General features: G+C 37.5%; 16 protein-coding genes. All 16 read left to right on the top strand.

Features of this window, described 5'->3' with window-relative positions; all coding sequences use genetic code 11:
* The first annotated feature begins 150 nt into the window (after window positions 1–150).
* Window positions 151–1,308, top strand: a complete 1,158-nt coding sequence (gene spoIIP, locus QBK89_RS07685) for a stage II sporulation protein P (protein ID WP_284140454.1) — start codon at window positions 151–153, stop codon at window positions 1,306–1,308.
* Between the two features lie 13 nt (window positions 1,309–1,321).
* Window positions 1,322–1,636, top strand: coding sequence for a hypothetical protein (locus tag QBK89_RS07680; protein ID WP_284140453.1), 315 nt, complete (start codon window positions 1,322–1,324; stop codon window positions 1,634–1,636).
* Window positions 1,637–2,024: 388 nt separating this feature from the next.
* Window positions 2,025–3,833, top strand: coding sequence for a translation elongation factor 4 (gene lepA, locus QBK89_RS07675; protein ID WP_284140452.1), 1,809 nt, complete (start codon window positions 2,025–2,027; stop codon window positions 3,831–3,833).
* A gap of 85 nt (window positions 3,834–3,918) precedes the next feature.
* On the top strand, window positions 3,919–5,076 hold the full coding sequence (gene hemW / locus QBK89_RS07670) for a radical SAM family heme chaperone HemW (RefSeq protein WP_284140451.1): 1,158 nt from the start codon (window positions 3,919–3,921) through the stop codon (window positions 5,074–5,076).
* A gap of 76 nt (window positions 5,077–5,152) precedes the next feature.
* A complete protein-coding gene (hrcA, locus tag QBK89_RS07665; protein WP_284140450.1) occupies window positions 5,153–6,184 on the top strand; it encodes a heat-inducible transcriptional repressor HrcA in 1,032 nt (343 codons plus the stop codon).
* Window positions 6,185–6,296: 112 nt separating this feature from the next.
* Window positions 6,297–6,875 (top strand): nucleotide exchange factor GrpE, encoded by a 579-nt coding sequence (gene grpE / locus QBK89_RS07660; protein WP_284140449.1) that lies wholly within the window; start codon window positions 6,297–6,299, stop codon window positions 6,873–6,875.
* 25 nt (window positions 6,876–6,900) lie between these two features.
* Window positions 6,901–8,730: a molecular chaperone DnaK gene (dnaK, locus tag QBK89_RS07655; RefSeq protein ID WP_284140448.1), complete on the top strand. Its 1,830-nt coding sequence runs from the start codon at window positions 6,901–6,903 to the stop codon at window positions 8,728–8,730.
* Window positions 8,731–8,900: 170 nt separating this feature from the next.
* Window positions 8,901–10,028 (top strand): molecular chaperone DnaJ, encoded by a 1,128-nt coding sequence (gene dnaJ, locus QBK89_RS07650; protein ID WP_284140447.1) that lies wholly within the window; start codon window positions 8,901–8,903, stop codon window positions 10,026–10,028.
* 69 nt (window positions 10,029–10,097) lie between these two features.
* Entirely contained in the window at window positions 10,098–11,042 is a 945-nt protein-coding gene (gene prmA / locus QBK89_RS07645; protein WP_284140446.1) for a 50S ribosomal protein L11 methyltransferase, read from the top strand.
* A 9-nt stretch (window positions 11,043–11,051) separates the two neighbouring features.
* Window positions 11,052–11,810 carry a 16S rRNA (uracil(1498)-N(3))-methyltransferase gene (locus QBK89_RS07640; protein ID WP_284140445.1) on the top strand — a complete coding sequence of 253 codons (759 nt, stop codon included), beginning with the start codon at window positions 11,052–11,054 and terminating at the stop codon, window positions 11,808–11,810.
* A complete protein-coding gene (mtaB, locus tag QBK89_RS07635) occupies window positions 11,810–13,165 on the top strand; it encodes a tRNA (N(6)-L-threonylcarbamoyladenosine(37)-C(2))-methylthiotransferase MtaB (RefSeq protein WP_284140444.1) in 1,356 nt (451 codons plus the stop codon). Before QBK89_RS07640 ends, mtaB begins: the two co-directional genes overlap by 1 nt.
* Before the next feature lie 173 nt (window positions 13,166–13,338).
* On the top strand, window positions 13,339–14,007 hold the full coding sequence (deoC, locus tag QBK89_RS07630) for a deoxyribose-phosphate aldolase (protein WP_284140443.1): 669 nt from the start codon (window positions 13,339–13,341) through the stop codon (window positions 14,005–14,007).
* A 141-nt stretch (window positions 14,008–14,148) separates the two neighbouring features.
* Window positions 14,149–14,325 (top strand): 30S ribosomal protein S21, encoded by a 177-nt coding sequence (gene rpsU / locus QBK89_RS07625; protein WP_284140442.1) that lies wholly within the window; start codon window positions 14,149–14,151, stop codon window positions 14,323–14,325.
* 14 nt (window positions 14,326–14,339) lie between these two features.
* A complete protein-coding gene (locus QBK89_RS07620) occupies window positions 14,340–14,786 on the top strand; it encodes a GatB/YqeY domain-containing protein (RefSeq protein WP_284140441.1) in 447 nt (148 codons plus the stop codon).
* A gap of 270 nt (window positions 14,787–15,056) precedes the next feature.
* The gene (locus tag QBK89_RS07615; protein WP_284140478.1) at window positions 15,057–16,343 is read left to right on the top strand and encodes an NfeD family protein; all 1,287 of its coding nucleotides are present in this window, start codon (window positions 15,057–15,059) and stop codon (window positions 16,341–16,343) included.
* A 68-nt stretch (window positions 16,344–16,411) separates the two neighbouring features.
* Window positions 16,412–17,410: a flotillin-like protein FloA gene (gene floA, locus QBK89_RS07610; protein ID WP_284140440.1), complete on the top strand. Its 999-nt coding sequence runs from the start codon at window positions 16,412–16,414 to the stop codon at window positions 17,408–17,410.
* Window positions 17,411–17,433 lie beyond the last annotated feature (23 nt).

Raw genomic sequence — 17,433 nt, 5'->3', positions numbered from 1 at the left:
GCGCCCGAAAATTGGGCGTATTTTTATTCTATTAACTCTAGTTAACGTGAAAGAATACGAGAATTTTTAGTTCTACCTTCCACTTGTTTGTCATAGATTTAAAACAGATGATCATTCCATGGCAACTTCAAAAGAGGTGAGTAGGACGAAATGAAACGTAAAAATAAAGGGAATATCGTTCCCTTCATGTTGAAAAGAAGTAGCTCGTATTTTGCTAGTGTTATTCTCTTGTTTATTTTTATTGGCGTATTGACAACAATCTCACCTGCTTATCGATTCTCTTCGAATACGGTAACAGAATGGACAAGTAAAATTGATAGTACGACGTTTTTATTTTTAATGGGGATGGAAAATAAAGCCTTTCAAGAAGCGTTTCCACAGGATAAAGTGCCTCCAGATGTTTCTTCAACGCTTTTTGAAATTGCTACAAGTATAAAGCCGAATGATCCAAGAAGTTTATTGGGAAATGAAATACCAGGTTTTTCTATATTTGATAATCGTATTTTGATTGCGGGTGAAGGGACGAATTATACAAACCTCCCCGTAGAATCGTCACCACCCTTAGAAGAAGTCTTGAAAGATCGTGAAGCGGTTGTAGACGGAGAAGATGAGCAAGCGGCCGACAAAGAAGAACAAGGAAAAAATAAAGCCTCAACAGGGGATAAAAATATTGTGTTTATTTATAACACACATAATCGAGAATCTTTTTTGCCGCATTTGCCAGGTGTATCCAATCCAGACGATGCCCATCATAAAGAGGTAAACGTCACAAAAATTAGCGAGCGATTAGCAAAGGGATTACGAAATGAAGGGATCGGCACTATTGTTGATCAAACGGATATTATGAATATGCTAAACGATAAAGGCTGGAAGTATGGGATGTCTTATAAGGCCTCAAGAGAAGTAGTAAAAGAAGCTTTAGCAACGAATAAAGACTTTCAATATGCTTTTGATATTCATCGTGATGCACAGCCTCGAAAAACAACGACGAAGAATATCAATGGAAAAGACTATGCAAGAATTATGATTGTTATTGGTGAGGAATATGCATCGTACGAGAAAAATCTTCAGCTTGCTACAAAATTACATTACTTATTGGAAAAAAAGTACCCTGGCTTGAGTAGAGGGATTTTACCCAAAAAAGGCGCAGGAACAAATGGCGTTTTTAACCAAGATTTATCAGAAAATGCTATTTTGTTGGAGTTTGGTGGCGTGGAAAATAATATGGATGAGCTATACCGTTCTGCGGATGCACTGGCAGATGTGTTTAGTGATTTCTATTGGGATGCTGAAAAAGTAAGTAATTAAAGGAGGAAAGAGAATGCGGTCATTCGTTGTATTACTACTATTAGTGATATGCTTTCTAGGTGGAATGTTAGTTGGGATGGATAAAATAAATGAAGTCGGAAATGCGCAATTAAATGAGGGCGTAACAAAAGATGCACAAGATGAAATGGTCGAACCCACCAAAGAAGAAAGTGACATCGTTACACAACAAGTAAATACTGTTTCGGTAGATGATCGTTTACCTACTCATTTTACGCAGAAAACAGCTGCATTTCTCGAAAAAAGTGTCAATCATTTTTATGAAGCTGTCGTAAATATCCTTTATCAAATTACACAACTATTTTTTTAGCTTCCGTAAAAGATTTGTTATGAAAAAATCAGTTGAATTTTTAATCTCTAGAATAGACTTCCTGAATACACCATCTAATCAAACAGTTGAAAGTGTAAGACTCCTTAAAAAGAAATGCGCTATTTCTGCGTATGAAGTTCGCTGTGAAGCAATGCTAGTTCTGTAGGAACGGCTCGAGCAGCGAATCCATTCGGAAAAGCGTACTTTCTTTTTTATTTCGTAAAGGGTAGAAAGATGGATAAACCTTGCATTCATTCTTGAAACAAAGGGCTGCAATTGCTATAATCAATGCTAGCAATCTAAACGAATAAAGCATTATTTGAGAAAATTTATTTCTTTTACACAGTTCGATAAAGTGGTAAAAGACACGTAGGAGTGAACTTCACGCATGGTGAGAAAACAAGCGAATGTACGCAACTTTTCAATCATTGCCCACATTGATCATGGAAAATCAACGTTGGCTGATCGAATATTAGAAAATACGAAAGCATTAACCCAACGAGAAATGAAGGAACAATTTCTCGATGCCATGGACCTTGAACGTGAGCGTGGGATAACGATTAAACTAAATGCAGTTCAATTACAGTATAAAGCAAAAAATGGAGAGGACTATATTTTCCATTTAATTGATACACCTGGGCATGTCGATTTTACATATGAAGTTTCGAGAAGTCTGGCTGCTTGTGAGGGGGCAATTCTTGTTGTAGATGCAGCACAAGGAATTGAAGCACAAACATTGGCAAACGTATACCTCGCACTAGACAATGACTTAGAAATTATTCCGGTAATTAATAAAATTGATTTACCTAGTGCTGATCCTGAACGAGTAAAGAAAGAACTAGAAGAAGTAATTGGAATTGATCCAGATGATGTCATCCTTGCTTCTGCTAAAGCCAACATTGGGATTGATGAAATATTAGAGCGAATTGTTGAAGCAGTGCCTGCTCCTTCAGGAGATGAAGAAGATCCATTAAAAGCGTTAATTTTTGACTCTTTGTATGACCCTTATCGAGGTGTAATCGCCTATGTTTGTGTGAAGGAAGGCTCAGTTAAGGTCGGCGATAAAATTAAAATGATGGCAACTGGTAAAGAATTTGAAGTAAATGAAGTTGGTGTTTTTAATCCAAAACCAGATGCAAAAGAAGCACTTCATGTTGGTGATGTTGGTTATTTAACAGCGTCCATTAAAAACGTAGGAGATACCAGGGTAGGCGATACCATTACATTAGCTTCTAATAAGGCAGAAGAACCACTTCCAGGCTATCGAAAGCTCAATCCAATGGTGTTTTGTGGATTGTATCCAATTGACCCGAATAAATATAATGATCTTCGTGAGGCACTAGAGCGGTTGGAATTAAATGATTCTTCACTGCAATATGAGGCTGAAACGTCACAAGCATTAGGCTTTGGATTTCGTTGTGGTTTTCTAGGCTTATTGCATATGGAAATCATTCAAGAGCGGATTGAACGCGAATTTAAGATTGATTTAATTACTACTGCTCCAAGTGTAATCTATGAAGTAGAGCAAACAGATGGAGAAACACTGCGCGTAGATAATCCATCAACAATGCCAGATCCGCAATCAATCGAAGAAATTAGAGAACCTTTTGTTAAAGCAACAATCATGGTACCGAATGACTACGTAGGAGCGGTGATGGAGATCTCGCAGAAAAAACGTGGCCAATTTATAAATATGGAGTATCTCGATGATATTCGAGTGAATGTGGTTTATCATATCCCGCTTTCTGAAATTGTGTACGACTTTTTTGATCAATTAAAATCACAAACAAAGGGCTATGCTTCGTTTGACTATGAATTAATTGGTTATCAGAGCTCAAAGCTTGTTAAAATGGATATTTTACTTAATGCAGAAACAATTGATGCTTTATCCTTTATCGTTCACCGTGATTTTGCTTATGAACGCGGAAAACAAATTGTTGAAAAGCTAAAGGAATTAATCCCCCGACAACAGTTTGAGGTGCCTGTTCAAGCGGCAATCGGAAATAAAATTGTTGCACGTTCAACGATTAAAGCGATGCGTAAAAATGTGTTAGCAAAATGTTATGGCGGCGATATTTCGAGAAAAAGAAAGCTATTGGAAAAACAAAAAGAAGGTAAAAAGCGCATGAAAATGGTAGGATCAGTTGAAGTACCACAAGAAGCATTTATGGCGGTGCTACAAATGAATGATGATTAACATATGTGGGACAACTTTATTGCAACAATAGCCAATAAAGTTTCCCTTTTCTTATTTAATGAGAACGCTAGAAAGTAGGGATGTCATGATACAAGCGGTCTATATCCATATTCCTTTCTGTCAGCAAATCTGCCATTATTGTGATTTTGCAAAGGTTTTTTATAATGAAGCAGTTGCCTCAGATTATGTACAAGCATTACGAAATGAAATAGAAGTAAATGTGACGGGGAATAAGCAGAAGGTACGAACGATATTTATTGGTGGTGGAACACCAACGGCATTAAGTGTTCCTCAATTATGGGTGTTATTTGATACGATTCACGAAAAGTTTGATGTCGATCATTGTGAAGAGTTTACGATTGAAGCAAATCCAGGTGATTTTGATGAAGAAAAGGTAATCCTTTTAAAGCACTATGGTGTGAATCGTGTTTCATTAGGTGTTCAGGTTTTTGATGACAGCATGCTCGAAGCAATCGGTAGAGCACATAAAGTAAAAGATGTATACGAAACGATAGAATTATTGCAAAAGCATGGTTTTTCCAATATAAGTATTGATTTAATTTATTCGTTACCAAATCAAACGGTTAAACAGTTTGAACAAACCGTAAATGAAGCACTATCATTTCACTTACCACACTATTCTTCTTATTCATTACAAATAGAACCGAAAACGATCTTTTATAACAAGCATCGCAAAGGGGAATTGCATCGCCCTGAACAAGAGGAAGAAGTGGCAATGTATGAGCTTCTAAAAAACAGCATGGAAAAAAACGGTTATACGCAATATGAAATAAGTAATTATGCGAAACCGGGATTTGAAAGCAAGCATAATCTAACTTACTGGAGTAATGAATTTTATTATGGCTTCGGTGCTGGTGCATCTGGTTATTTACCTGGAAAGAGAACGAGTAATATTCGCCCGCTTCCTGCGTATATCAAGCAAGCGCTGGAGGATGGACACCCGCTTTTACAAATAGAAAAAATTGGTTTCAAGGAACAGGTTGAGGAAGAAATGTTTTTAGGGCTTCGTAAAAGAGCTGGGATTGATAGAAATATATTTATAGAAAAATATGGTTTTTCTTATGATGTATTATATCGAGAAGCGATTGATAAACTAATCGAAAAAGAATGGATTGACGAAAACAACAATACATTGCGTTTAACTGATAAAGGATTACTATTTGGAAATGATGTATTTTCTCATTTCTTATTAGAAGATAAAGATATCGAGCGTGTGCGTTGACAAAAAAATAAGGATTTGTTAATTTATTATTAGAATTAGCACTCAAGGGATGTGAGTGCTAACAGAGGTGATCATCATGCTAACAGAAAGGCAATTATTGATTTTACAAGTCATTATTGATGATTTTATCGAATCTGCACATCCCGTAGGATCGCGAGTAATTTCAAAAAAAGGAAATATTCCTTATAGTGCAGCGACGATCCGAAATGAGATGGCAGATTTAGAGGAGATGGGTTATTTAGAAAAAACTCATACTTCCTCTGGTCGTATCCCATCAGAAAAAGGCTATCGTTATTATGTTGATTATGTCATCGCGCCGACGCTCAAGAAAACAAATCTTCACATTATGAAACATATTGTCCAGGATGGTTTTCTTGAAATGGAGCAGGTTGTACAAAAAGCTGCTGAGATTTTATCGGACATTACAAATTATACGTCGATTATTCTCGGTCCGGAAATATTTAATACTAAATTAAAGCAGCTGCAAATTATTCCATTATCACATCGTTCTGCAGTTGCAATTCTCATTACAGATGCAGGGCATGTAGAGCATCGAACCTTTACAGTTCCGGCACAAATGCAAGCGTCAGACTTAGAAAAAATGATCAATATTTTAAATAGTCGACTTCAAGGTGTGCCGATGCTTCGATTACAGCATGTTTTGCATTCAGAAATCATGGCGCTTTTGAATAAGTATGTAAATGATGTAGAGATTGCGTATGATTATTTGAGCTCCGTATTTTTTAGTGATCAGCCAGTTAAGCTGTACATCGGAGGAAAATCCAATATTTTAATGCAGCCAGAGTTTAATAATGTGGAAAAAATAAGATCATTTTATTCCATGATGGAAAATGAAGATGAGGTTGCAGACCTAATCAAATCCTCTCAAAATGGAATTAAAGTAACGATTGGAAATGAAAACAAGCTTGAAGCGATAAAAGATCTTAGCTTAATTACTGCATCCTATGATATAGGTGAAAATCAAATGGGAACGATTGCCTTAATAGGGCCAACGAGAATGGAATATCGAAAAGTAATAACGCTTATGAATGCCTTGTCTGAAGAAATGACACAAGCGTTACATCATTGGTATCAAGATAAGGAGTAAAGCTGGAGAGTAGCCCAAAGCTTTCGGCTACCTCTTCAAAGTGCATTTTTTTATTTTATTATTGCTTTATGGTATATTCGGTGATGGCAGTTTTATAATGGAGGTGGCACGGTTGGAAGAGAAATCAACAGATAAAGTTATGGAAGAAAATAAAGAGAACGAAGTAGAACAAGAAGTAATTATCGATGAGGAAATAAAAGAACAGAATCTATCTTCTGATGATGAGGCAGTAACGGATGACTTACATAAGGAAATGTTGCAGCTTCAACAAGAAAAAGATGAGATGTATCAGCGTTTACTTCGTATCCAAGCAGAGTATGATAACTTTAAGAAAAGAACACAAAAAGAAAAAGCAGCAAACCAAAAATATAAGGCACAGGATTTAGTAACAGAATTACTTCCTGCTATTGATAATTTTGATCGCGCCTTACAAACTGATGTGCCGGAAGAAGCGGAAAGCTATGTGGAAGGTATATCGATGGTGTATAGACAATTAATCGATGCATTAAAATCTCAAGGAGTAGTTGAAGTGCAAACGGTTGGAGAAGAATTTGATCCAAACTTGCACCATGCGGTAATGCAGGTAGAGGACAGTGAAAAACCGTCCAATATAATTGTCGAGGAGCTCCAAAAAGGTTATATGCTAAAGGATCGCGTTATTCGACCAGCAATGGTAAAAGTTAATAAATAGAAGTGTTTGAAGGAGGAAATAGAAAATGAGTAAAATTATTGGTATTGATTTAGGTACAACTAACTCATGTGTTGCAGTAATGGAAGGTGGAGAAGCGGTAGTTATTCCAAATCCAGAAGGAAATCGTACAACACCATCTGTTGTTTCATTCAAAAATGGAGAACGACAAGTAGGTGAGGTTGCAAAGCGTCAAGCGATTACAAATCCTAATACAGTACAATCTGTTAAGCGTCATATGGGTACAGATTATAAAGAGAAACTAGAAGATAAGGAATATACACCACAAGAAATATCTGCGATTATTTTGCAGCATTTAAAGTCTTATGCAGAAGATTATATTGGAGAAAAAGTTGAAAAAGCAGTTATTACTGTACCAGCATATTTTAATGATGCAGAGCGTCAAGCAACAAAAGACGCTGGAAAAATAGCCGGATTAGAAGTAGAACGTATTATTAACGAACCAACAGCAGCAGCTTTAGCATATGGTATTGATAAAGCTGACCAGGACCAAACGATTTTAGTATATGACCTAGGTGGCGGTACGTTTGATGTGTCCATTTTGGATATTGGAGATGGCACGTTTGAAGTAGTTGCAACAGCAGGTGATAATCGTTTAGGTGGAGACGATTTTGATAATGTAATTATTGATTACATGGTACGTGAATTCAAAAAAGAAAATGGCATCGATTTATCACAGGATAAAATGGCAGTGCAACGCTTGAAGGATGCTGCAGAAAAAGCTAAAAAAGATCTTTCTGGTGTAACGCAAACGCAGATTTCACTTCCATTTATCACAGCAGGAGAAGCTGGACCTTTGCACCTAGAAATGAATCTTACACGTGCTAAATTTGAAGAGTTATCCTCCGATTTAGTAGAACGTACGATGATTCCTACACGTAAAGCATTGTCAGATGCTGGTTTGTCTGCAAGTGAAATTAATAAAGTAATTCTTGTTGGTGGTTCAACTCGAATCCCTGCAGTACAAGAAGCTATTAAAAAAGAAACAGGACAAGAGCCTTCAAAAGGGGTAAACCCAGATGAAGTAGTTGCGCTAGGTGCTGCTATTCAAGGTGGTGTGTTACAAGGGGATGTAAAAGATGTTCTCCTATTAGATGTAACACCACTATCGCTAGGAATTGAAACAATGGGTGGCGTATTTACAAAGCTAATTGAGCGTAATACAACGATCCCTACAAGTCATTCACAAGTATTCTCTACGGCAGCGGACAATCAAACCGCCGTTGATATTCATGTCTTGCAAGGTGAAAGAGAAATGGCTGCAGATAACAAAACGCTTGGCCGTTTCCAATTAGGAGATATTCCTCCAGCACCAAGAGGTGTACCACAAATTGAGGTATCTTTTGACATTGATGCAAACGGGATTGTTAATGTACGTGCAAAAGATATGGGTACAAACAAAGAACAATCCATTACGATAAAATCTTCCTCTGGTCTTTCTGATGAAGAAGTCGATCGCATGGTAAAAGAAGCTGAAGAAAATGCGGATGCAGATAAAAAGCGTCGTGAAGAAGTGGATACTCGAAATGAAGCAGATCAATTATTGTTTACAACTGATAAAACATTGAAGGATTTAGCAGACAATGTTTCTGAAGAAGATAAGCAAAAAGCAGAAGCTGCAAAAGAAGAATTAAAGAAAGCATTAGAAACAGATAATCTGGAAGAAATTAAAGCGAAAAAAGACGCTTTACAGGAGCAGGTTCAACAATTATCCGTTAAACTATATGAACAAATGGCACAACAAAATCAAGCACAAGAAGGTCAAGAAGCAAATGCGGATGAAGATGTTGTTGATGCAGATTATCAAGAAGTAGACGACGAAGCGGATAAAAAATAATAACTACTTTACACAAAAAAGTCAAAGTCAGGAAATTCTTGGCTTTGACTTTTTAACTTGATAAATAAATAGATGCATCAAGCAGCAATATCTATCCTTGTTTGGCATTAATAAAGAAAAAATGGTAACATAAAACGTATGCAAAAGTGTATCGGGAGAGTGATTTACAGTTGAGTAAACGGGATTATTATGAGGTATTAGGTGTTTCCAAGGATGCCTCAAAAGAAGAAGTGAAAAAGGCGTACCGTAAGTTAGCAAGAAAATACCACCCGGACGTAAACAAAGAAGCGGGTGCCGCAGATCAATTTAAAGAGGTTAAAGAAGCTTATGAAGTTTTAAGTGATGACCAGAAGCGGAGCCAATATGATCAGTTTGGTCATGCAGGAGCTCAGGGACAAGGCTTTGGCGGCTTTGGTGGTGCACAGGACTTTGGTGGATTTGGTGATATTTTTGATATGTTTTTCGGTGGCGGCGGTGGCCGCAGACGTGATCCAAATGCACCTCAGCAAGGTAATGACTTGCAATATACGATGGTGTTGAACTTTGAAGAAGCGATCTTTGGAAAAGAAGCAGAAATAACCGTTCCAAAAGAAGAGGATTGTAATACATGTCATGGTTCTGGTGCAAAGCCAGGTACAGAGGCGAAAACCTGTTCACATTGTCATGGAACAGGGCAATTAAATACAGAACAAAATACCCCTTTTGGTAAAGTTGTAAATCGCAGAGTATGTCATTACTGTAATGGATCTGGCAAAATTATTCCTGATAAATGTACTACTTGCAGTGGGACAGGACGCATTACGAAAAACAAAAAAATTAATATAACCATTCCAGCAGGTATTGATGAGGGACAACAAATTCGAGTTGCTGGTAAAGGGGAAGCAGGAGTAAATGGTGGACCTGCCGGAGATTTATATGTTGTCGTAAAAATTCGCGATCATGCGTTTTTTGAAAGAGAAGGAGATCATATATATTGTGAACTACCACTCACTTTTGCACAGGCAGCACTAGGAGATGAAGTAGAGGTGCCAACTGTGCATGGAAAAGTGAAGTTAAAAATACCAGCAGGAACGCAATCAGGTAGAGTGTTTCGTTTAAAAGGAAAAGGTGCGCCTAACGTACGTGGTTATGGACATGGGGACCAACATATTAAAGTGCGGATCGTAACTCCTACAAAGCTAACAGATCGACAAAAGGAATTATTGCGTGAATTTAGTGATATTGGTGGAAATGAACAAATAAATGAAGAAGATGATTCGTTTTTCCAACGGTTTAAGAAAGCCTTTAAAGGTGATTAATAAAGGCTGACCATAACGATTCAAAAAGCTAAAACTGTGCACGTATTTTATGAAATGGGTGGTTTAAAGTTGAAATGGTCGGAAATTTGTATTCATACGACAAATGAAGCGGTAGAGCCGATATCGAATATCTTGCATGAGTTTGGCGCAGCGGGAGTTGTAATAGAGGATCCAATAGATTTGATGATTGACCGCGTTCCGTTATATGGAGAGATATTTGAATTAGATGCTAGTGATTATCCGGATGAAGGGGTATATGTGAAAGCTTATTTCCCTATTAATGAGCAATTAACAGAGAAAGTGGACGATTTAAGGCAAAGCATTGATCGTTTACGTCACTATGACATTAAGCTTGGTAAAAATCATATTATTCAATCAGAGGTTCAAGAAGAAGACTGGGAAACAGCGTGGAAAAAGTATTACAAGCCTGTGAGGGTATCGGATCATATCACAATTGCTCCGACTTGGGAAAATTATCAGCCGAGTAATGACGATGAAATTCTGATTGAATTGGATCCAGGCATGGCATTTGGTACTGGTACACATCCAACGACAATATTAAGCTTACGTGCATTGGAAAGCTTTATACGAAAAGGTGATGTCGTTATTGATGTTGGATGTGGTTCAGGAATTTTAAGTATTGCTTCTGCAGCATTAGGCGCGAATAAGGTATATGCGTATGATTTAGATGATGTTGCTATTAAAAGCACGCGTTTAAATATGGAGACGAATAAACAAGAAGCCAAAATCGAAGTACAACAAAACAATCTATTACAAAATGTAGCAATACAAGCAAATGTTATTGTTTCTAATATTTTAGCTGAAATTATTGTTCAGTTTGTGGAAGATGCTTGGAAAAATTTAAAGGATGATGGCTTATTTATTACTTCTGGCATCATTCAAGCTAAGAAGGAAATGGTCTTGAATAAGCTAAAGGATAGTGGTTTTTCAATCGTTGAATCAAACGAGATGGAAGATTGGGTATCAATTGTTGCAAAAAAAGATAAGAAGTAGGTGCATGCGTTGCAAAGGTATTTTATTCCAGAAAATAATTGGGATGGTAAACATGTTATCATCACTGGCGAGGATGCACATCATATTGTAAAAGTTATGCGAAACACTGTAGGTGATTTGGTTATATGTAATCATCCGAGTGGAAAAGCAGGGACGGCAAAAATTACCGAATTGAATGAGACAGAGATTACTCTATATATAGAAGAATGGTTAGAAGAATCTTCTGAGCTACCAGTGAAGGCAACAATTGTCCAGGGTCTACCAAAGGGAGATAAATTTGAACTTGTTCTTCAAAAAGGAACCGAGCTCGGCGCATATTCCTTCATCCCTTTTCAAGCGGAACGATCTGTTGTAAAATGGGATGATAAAAAGGCTCAAAAGAAATTAAGTCGGTATCAAAAGATTGTGAAAGAAGCGAGTGAACAGTGCCATCGAAATACCATTCCACATATTAAAAACAGAGTGACGCTTCCACAGCTCGTAGAAGAAAGTAAAAACTACGATGTGTGTGTTATCGCGTATGAGGAAGAAGCTAAAACAGATGTGCATCATTCCTTTAGCAAGCAACTTTCACAGCTGAAACCAGGTGAAAGCATCTTAATTTGTATTGGTCCAGAGGGTGGGTTTTCTCCAGCTGAAATCCATACCTTAAAAGAGCATGCATTTGTTCCAGTCCGATTAGGACGAAGAATTTTGCGGACTGAAACCGCAGCGCTCTATGCACTAGCAAGTATTTCCTATCATTTTGAAGAATTGGAGTGTTCGTAATGCCTACTGTGGCTTTTCATACATTGGGTTGTAAGGTTAATCATTATGAAACTGAAGGAATATGGCGGATGTTTAAAGAAAATGGCTATGAACGCGTTGATTTTGATAGCCAATCAGACATCTATGTTATTAACACGTGTACCGTTACAAATACTGGAGATAAAAAGAGTCGACAAATTATTCGACGAGCCATCCGTAAAAATCCAGAGGCTGTCGTTTGTGTTACAGGTTGCTATGCACAAACATCCCCTGGGGAGATTATGGAAATTCCAGGTGTAGATGTTGTAGTTGGTACACAGAACAGAAAAAACATGATCAAGTATATTGAAGAACACCAAAAAACGCGCGAGCCAATTAATGGTGTTTCAAACATTATGAAAAATCGTGTATTTGAAGAAATGGATGTTCCTGTGTTTACCGATCGAACTAGAGCATCGTTGAAGATTCAAGAAGGATGTAATAACTTCTGTACATTTTGTATTATTCCTTGGTCTCGCGGATTATTACGCTCAAGGGATCCAGAAAGTGTTATTAGCCAAGCACAAAAGTTAGTAGATGCTGGGTATAAAGAAATTGTTTTAACTGGGATTCATACTGCCGGGTATGGCGAAGACATGAATGACTATAATTTTGCTAAGCTATTAATAGATCTTGAAACAAAAGTAGAAGGGCTAAAACGAATTCGTATTTCTTCGATAGAAGCAAGCCAAATTACAGATGAGGTAATCGACGTATTAGATAAATCAGAAAAGGTCGTTCGTCACTTACACATACCTTTACAATCTGGTTCGGATTCCGTTCTTGCTCGTATGCGTAGAAAGTATTCGTCAAGCTTTTACTTCGAGAAAGTTGAAAAGATTCGTAAAGCATTACCTGATTTAGCGATAACGTCTGATGTAATTGTTGGTTTTCCCGGAGAAACGGATGAGGAGTTTCAAGAAACCTATGATTTTATACGTAAAGTAGGTTATTCGGAGCTTCATGTATTTCCATTTTCACGTAGAACCGGTACCCCTGCTGCTAGAATGCAGGATCAGGTCGATGAAGATGTGAAAAATGCGCGTGTAACGAGTATGATTGAGCTTTCAGATCAGCTTGCAAAAGAATATGCTTCACGCTACGAAAACGAAGTAGTGGAAATTATTCCAGAAGAACATATTCAAAATGCAGCTCATCCAGATCTTTTCGTTGGTTACTCAGATAATTATTTGAAAGTGCAATTTAGAGGAACCCCAGATATGATAGGAAAAATTGTACGTGTGAAAATAACCAAAGCTGGATACCCTATAAATGAAGGTGTTTTTGTTAGAGAGATGGAAAATGCAACACATGCATCCATAAAAGCAAAAGCTTAATAAAATGTTAGTAATAGTGTAAAAATCCATGAAGTGTGAATCATAATGCTTCATGGATTTCTTATATCTATATAAGTTAAAGATGAGAAAAGGCTTTCATTAGCTATTTTAACGGAAGCATGCTATGATAACGAAAGAGGTACGTACAACTTATACTGAAAGGGAGTAAAACAATGCAAAATTTAGCGAAATATATCGACCATACCTTACTAAAACCTGAAGCAACAAAGGATCAAATTGAAAAATTAGCAGTTGAGGCAAAGGAGCATTCCTTTGCATCTGTATGTGTTAATCCTCATTGGGTATCACGATGTGCAGAAATATTACAAGGGACAGATGTTAAAGTATGCACAGTAATAGGTTTTCCACTCGGTGCAACAACTACCGAAACAAAGGTGTATGAAACAAAGCAAGCAATTCAAAATGGTGCAACAGAAGTGGACATGGTTATTAATGTCGGTGAATTAAAATCAGGTAATGATGCATTTGTGAAACAAGATATTGAGGCGGTTGTAAAAGAAGCAAAAGGAAAAGCATTAACAAAGGTAATTATTGAAACAGCACTGCTTACAGATGAAGAAAAGGTACGTGTCTGCAAGCTCGCAAAAGAAGCAGGCGCCGATTTTGTAAAAACGTCAACAGGATTTTCTAGTGGTGGTGCGACTGTTGCGGATATTACATTAATGCGTCAAACTGTTGGACCAGAAATGGGAGTGAAAGCTTCAGGTGGTGTGCGTGATTTTGAAACAACAAAAGCTATGATTGATGCAGGAGCGACACGTATAGGTGCTAGTGCTGGTATTGATATAGTAAAAGGGAAGTCAGGTTCCTCTGATTATTAGAATGTGGTCCTCTCTTCGTATTATTGAGAATTAAGCAGTTGACCTGTAACAATGGATATATTATAATTACAAAAGGCATGTGATATCTTCTTACATATGCCTTTACATTCTGTTTTATGCTTCGGAGGGAGGGAAATTAGCATGTCAAATACAACTCGCGTTCGTAAAAACGAGTCTCTTGAAGATGCTCTTCGTCGCTTTAAACGTAGTGTGTCAAAAAGTGGTACACTATCCGAATATCGTAAGCGTGAATATTATGAAAAACCAAGCGTACGTCGCAAAAAGAAATCGGAAGCTGCTAGAAAGCGTAAATTCTAAAGAAGGTGCAAGAGATGTCATTATTGGAACAACTAAACACCGATATGAAGAAAGCCATGAAAAGTAAAGATAAGGAAACCCTTAGCGTTATTCGAATGGTAAAAGCTTCATTGCAAAACGAATCGATCAAGCTTGGTAAAAGTGAACTATCTTTAGATGAAGAATTAACTATTTTATCAAGAGAACTGAAACAAAGAAAAGATTCCCTCCAAGAATTCAGATCTGCTGGACGCGAAGATCTTGTTGAGAAGCTTAATGTTGAAATTAAGATTCTACAGGAATATATGCCAGCCCAGCTTACAGAAGATGAGCTTGAGGCAGTTGTTCAGGAAACGGTCGAAGAAGTAGGTGCATCTTCCAAAAAAGATATGGGTAAAGTGATGAGTGCCATTATGCCAAAAGTAAAAGGAAAAGCAGATGGTGCATTAGTCAATAGACTTGTACAAAAGCATTTGAACTAATTTAAATTAAAAAAGTCCTTGTCAACATAGACAAGGACTTTTTTAATGAAAAAACAAAGCGTTAACCAGAAAATTTCCTTTTGGATGTTTTGAAAAGAAATAAATTTCAATAATAGCTAATGTGTATCTATTCATGGTACTATGAATGGTAGTGAATATTTATTTCATTAAATGAAACTTTACAATTAGTTGATTCGTATTTCTTACCAAGGTAAAGGGGGTGTTTATTTGCTTGTTAGACGAGTAATTACATACATATTTGTAGTATTTATGTTTTTTTCTGTTTTTATGACTCATCCTACTTTTAGTTCAGCAAAAACAGAGGGAAGTGGCAAGCTTGTTTATGTCATTCCTGTGAAAAATGAAGTAGAACGTGGTCTTGAAGCCTTTCTAGCTCGTACAACAAAGGAGGCAACGGAAGAAGGTGCAGATCATATCATTTTTGAGATTGATACACCTGGAGGAAGAGTCGATGCGGCTGGTAAAATAGCGTCTTTACTGCAGGATTTAGAAATCCCAACCACTTCTTTTGTTGTAAGTGAAGCATTGTCAGCAGGTTCTTATATTGCTTTGAATACGGACACAATCTATATGAAACCACATACGCGTATGGGAGCAAGTGGAATTATCAATCAAGATGGAACGGCTGCCGATAAAAAAGCACAATCAGCATGGTTAGCTCAAATGAAGACAGCTGCAGAATCAAAAGGACGAGATCCGCTGTATGCTTTAGCTATGGCAGATGCAGATATTGACTTACCTGAATACGGAGCTCCGAAAGGAAAATTTCTAACCCTCGGTCCAAAAGATGCAGTGAAAGTTGGGTATGCTGAAAGCGTCGTATCCCATCGGACTGAACTGTTGCATGATTTAAACCTTACGAATGCAACCATCGTTGAAACGAAGCCCACCTTGGCAGAGGAAATTGCCCGATTTTTAACGAGTCCAATTGTCGTTCCTATTTTATTATCCATTGCTAGCTTAGGGTTAATTGTAGAATTATATTCTCCAGGCTTTGGCGTTCCGGGTACGATGGGACTTGTTGCACTAATCTTGTTCTTCTATGGCCATGTCGTGGCAGGTCTTGCAGGAATGGAAGCAGTCATATTATTAGTGCTTGGGATTGTGTTAATAATTGCTGAATTTTTTGTTCCGGGTGGTATAGTCGGACTCTTAGGTGTAGGAGCAGTTATTGGATCGCTGTTTGTGGCCGGTGCGGATGTCGGGCATATGGCAATGAGTATCGGAATAGCTTTCTTAGTAGCGATTATTGCATCTGTTATTCTCTTTAAAACAATCGGGATGGAAAAAGGCTTGTTCAGACATATTATTTTAAAGGATAGTACGAAAACAGAGCTTGGTTATGTATCATCGCAAACACGTCTTGAGTTAATTGGATTGGAAGGAGAAACGATAACACCGTTACGTCCTTCTGGAACCGCACTAATGGATGGCGAGCGAATTGATGTCATTTCAGAAGGAAACTTTATTGAAAAAGACCGAAAAGTAAAGGTTGTAAAAGTTGAAGGCGTACGTGTTGTTGTACGCGAAGTATAAAAGTGGTAATCAAAGGTCGTAATCGACTTTTTGATATAAAATAACACAATAATTAGGAGGAATGAATAATGGGTTTAGCTGAACTTATGCCGATTATCATAATCGCAGTCATTTTAATCGCAGTGGCGATTTTGTTTACTTTTATTCCGGTCATGCTGTGGATCAGCGCACTAGCTGCCGGTGTTAAGGTTGGAATCTTTACGTTAATTGGAATGAGACTACGTCGTGTTGTTCCAAATCGAGTTATTAACCCTTTAATTAAAGCACATAAAGCAGGTTTAAGTGTGACTACAAATCAATTGGAAAGCCACTACTTAGCAGGTGGTAATGTTGACCGTGTAGTTAACGCACTAATCGCTGCACATCGTGCCAATATGGAGCTAACATTTGAAAGAGCTGCCGCTATTGACCTTGCTGGTCGTGATGTTCTAGAGGCAGTACAAATGAGTGTTAATCCAAAGGTTATTGAAACACCGTTTATTGCTGGTATAGCAATGGATGGAATTGAAGTGAAAGCATTAGCAAGAATTACAGTACGTGCTAATATTGATCGATTAGTTGGTGGTGCGGGTGAAGAAACTGTTATTGCTCGTGTTGGTGAAGGTGTAGTAAGTACGATTGGTAGTTCAAGAACACATAAACAAGTATTAGAAAATCCAGATTCAATTTCACATACCGTACTTTCAAAAGGGCTTGATGCAGGTACAGCCTTTGAAATTTTATCTATTGATATCGCTGACGTTGATATCGGTAAAAATATCGGTGCGATTCTTCAAACTGATCAAGCAGAAGCAGATAAGAACATTGCCCAAGCGAAAGCTGAAGAACGTCGTGCCATGGCTGTTGCACAAGAACAGGAAATGGTTGCTCGAGTTCAAGAAATGCGCTCGAAGGTTGTTGAAGCAGAAGCTGATGTTCCAAAAGCACTTGCAGAGGCATTACGCTCTGGAAAAATGGGTGTGATGGATTATATGAATTATCAAAACATCAATGCAGATACAGGAATGCGCGATTCAATTGGAAAACTTTCTGAAGAAAAAGATGATCTTGAAGACGGTGATAAATAATAACCCTGACAATTTGTAAGGAG

The sequence above is a fragment of the Virgibacillus sp. LDC-1 genome, from assembly GCF_030137545.1.
GTDB lineage: Bacteria > Bacillota > Bacilli > Bacillales > Amphibacillaceae > LDC-1.
This window is presented reverse-complemented; position numbering and strand designations above follow the sequence as displayed.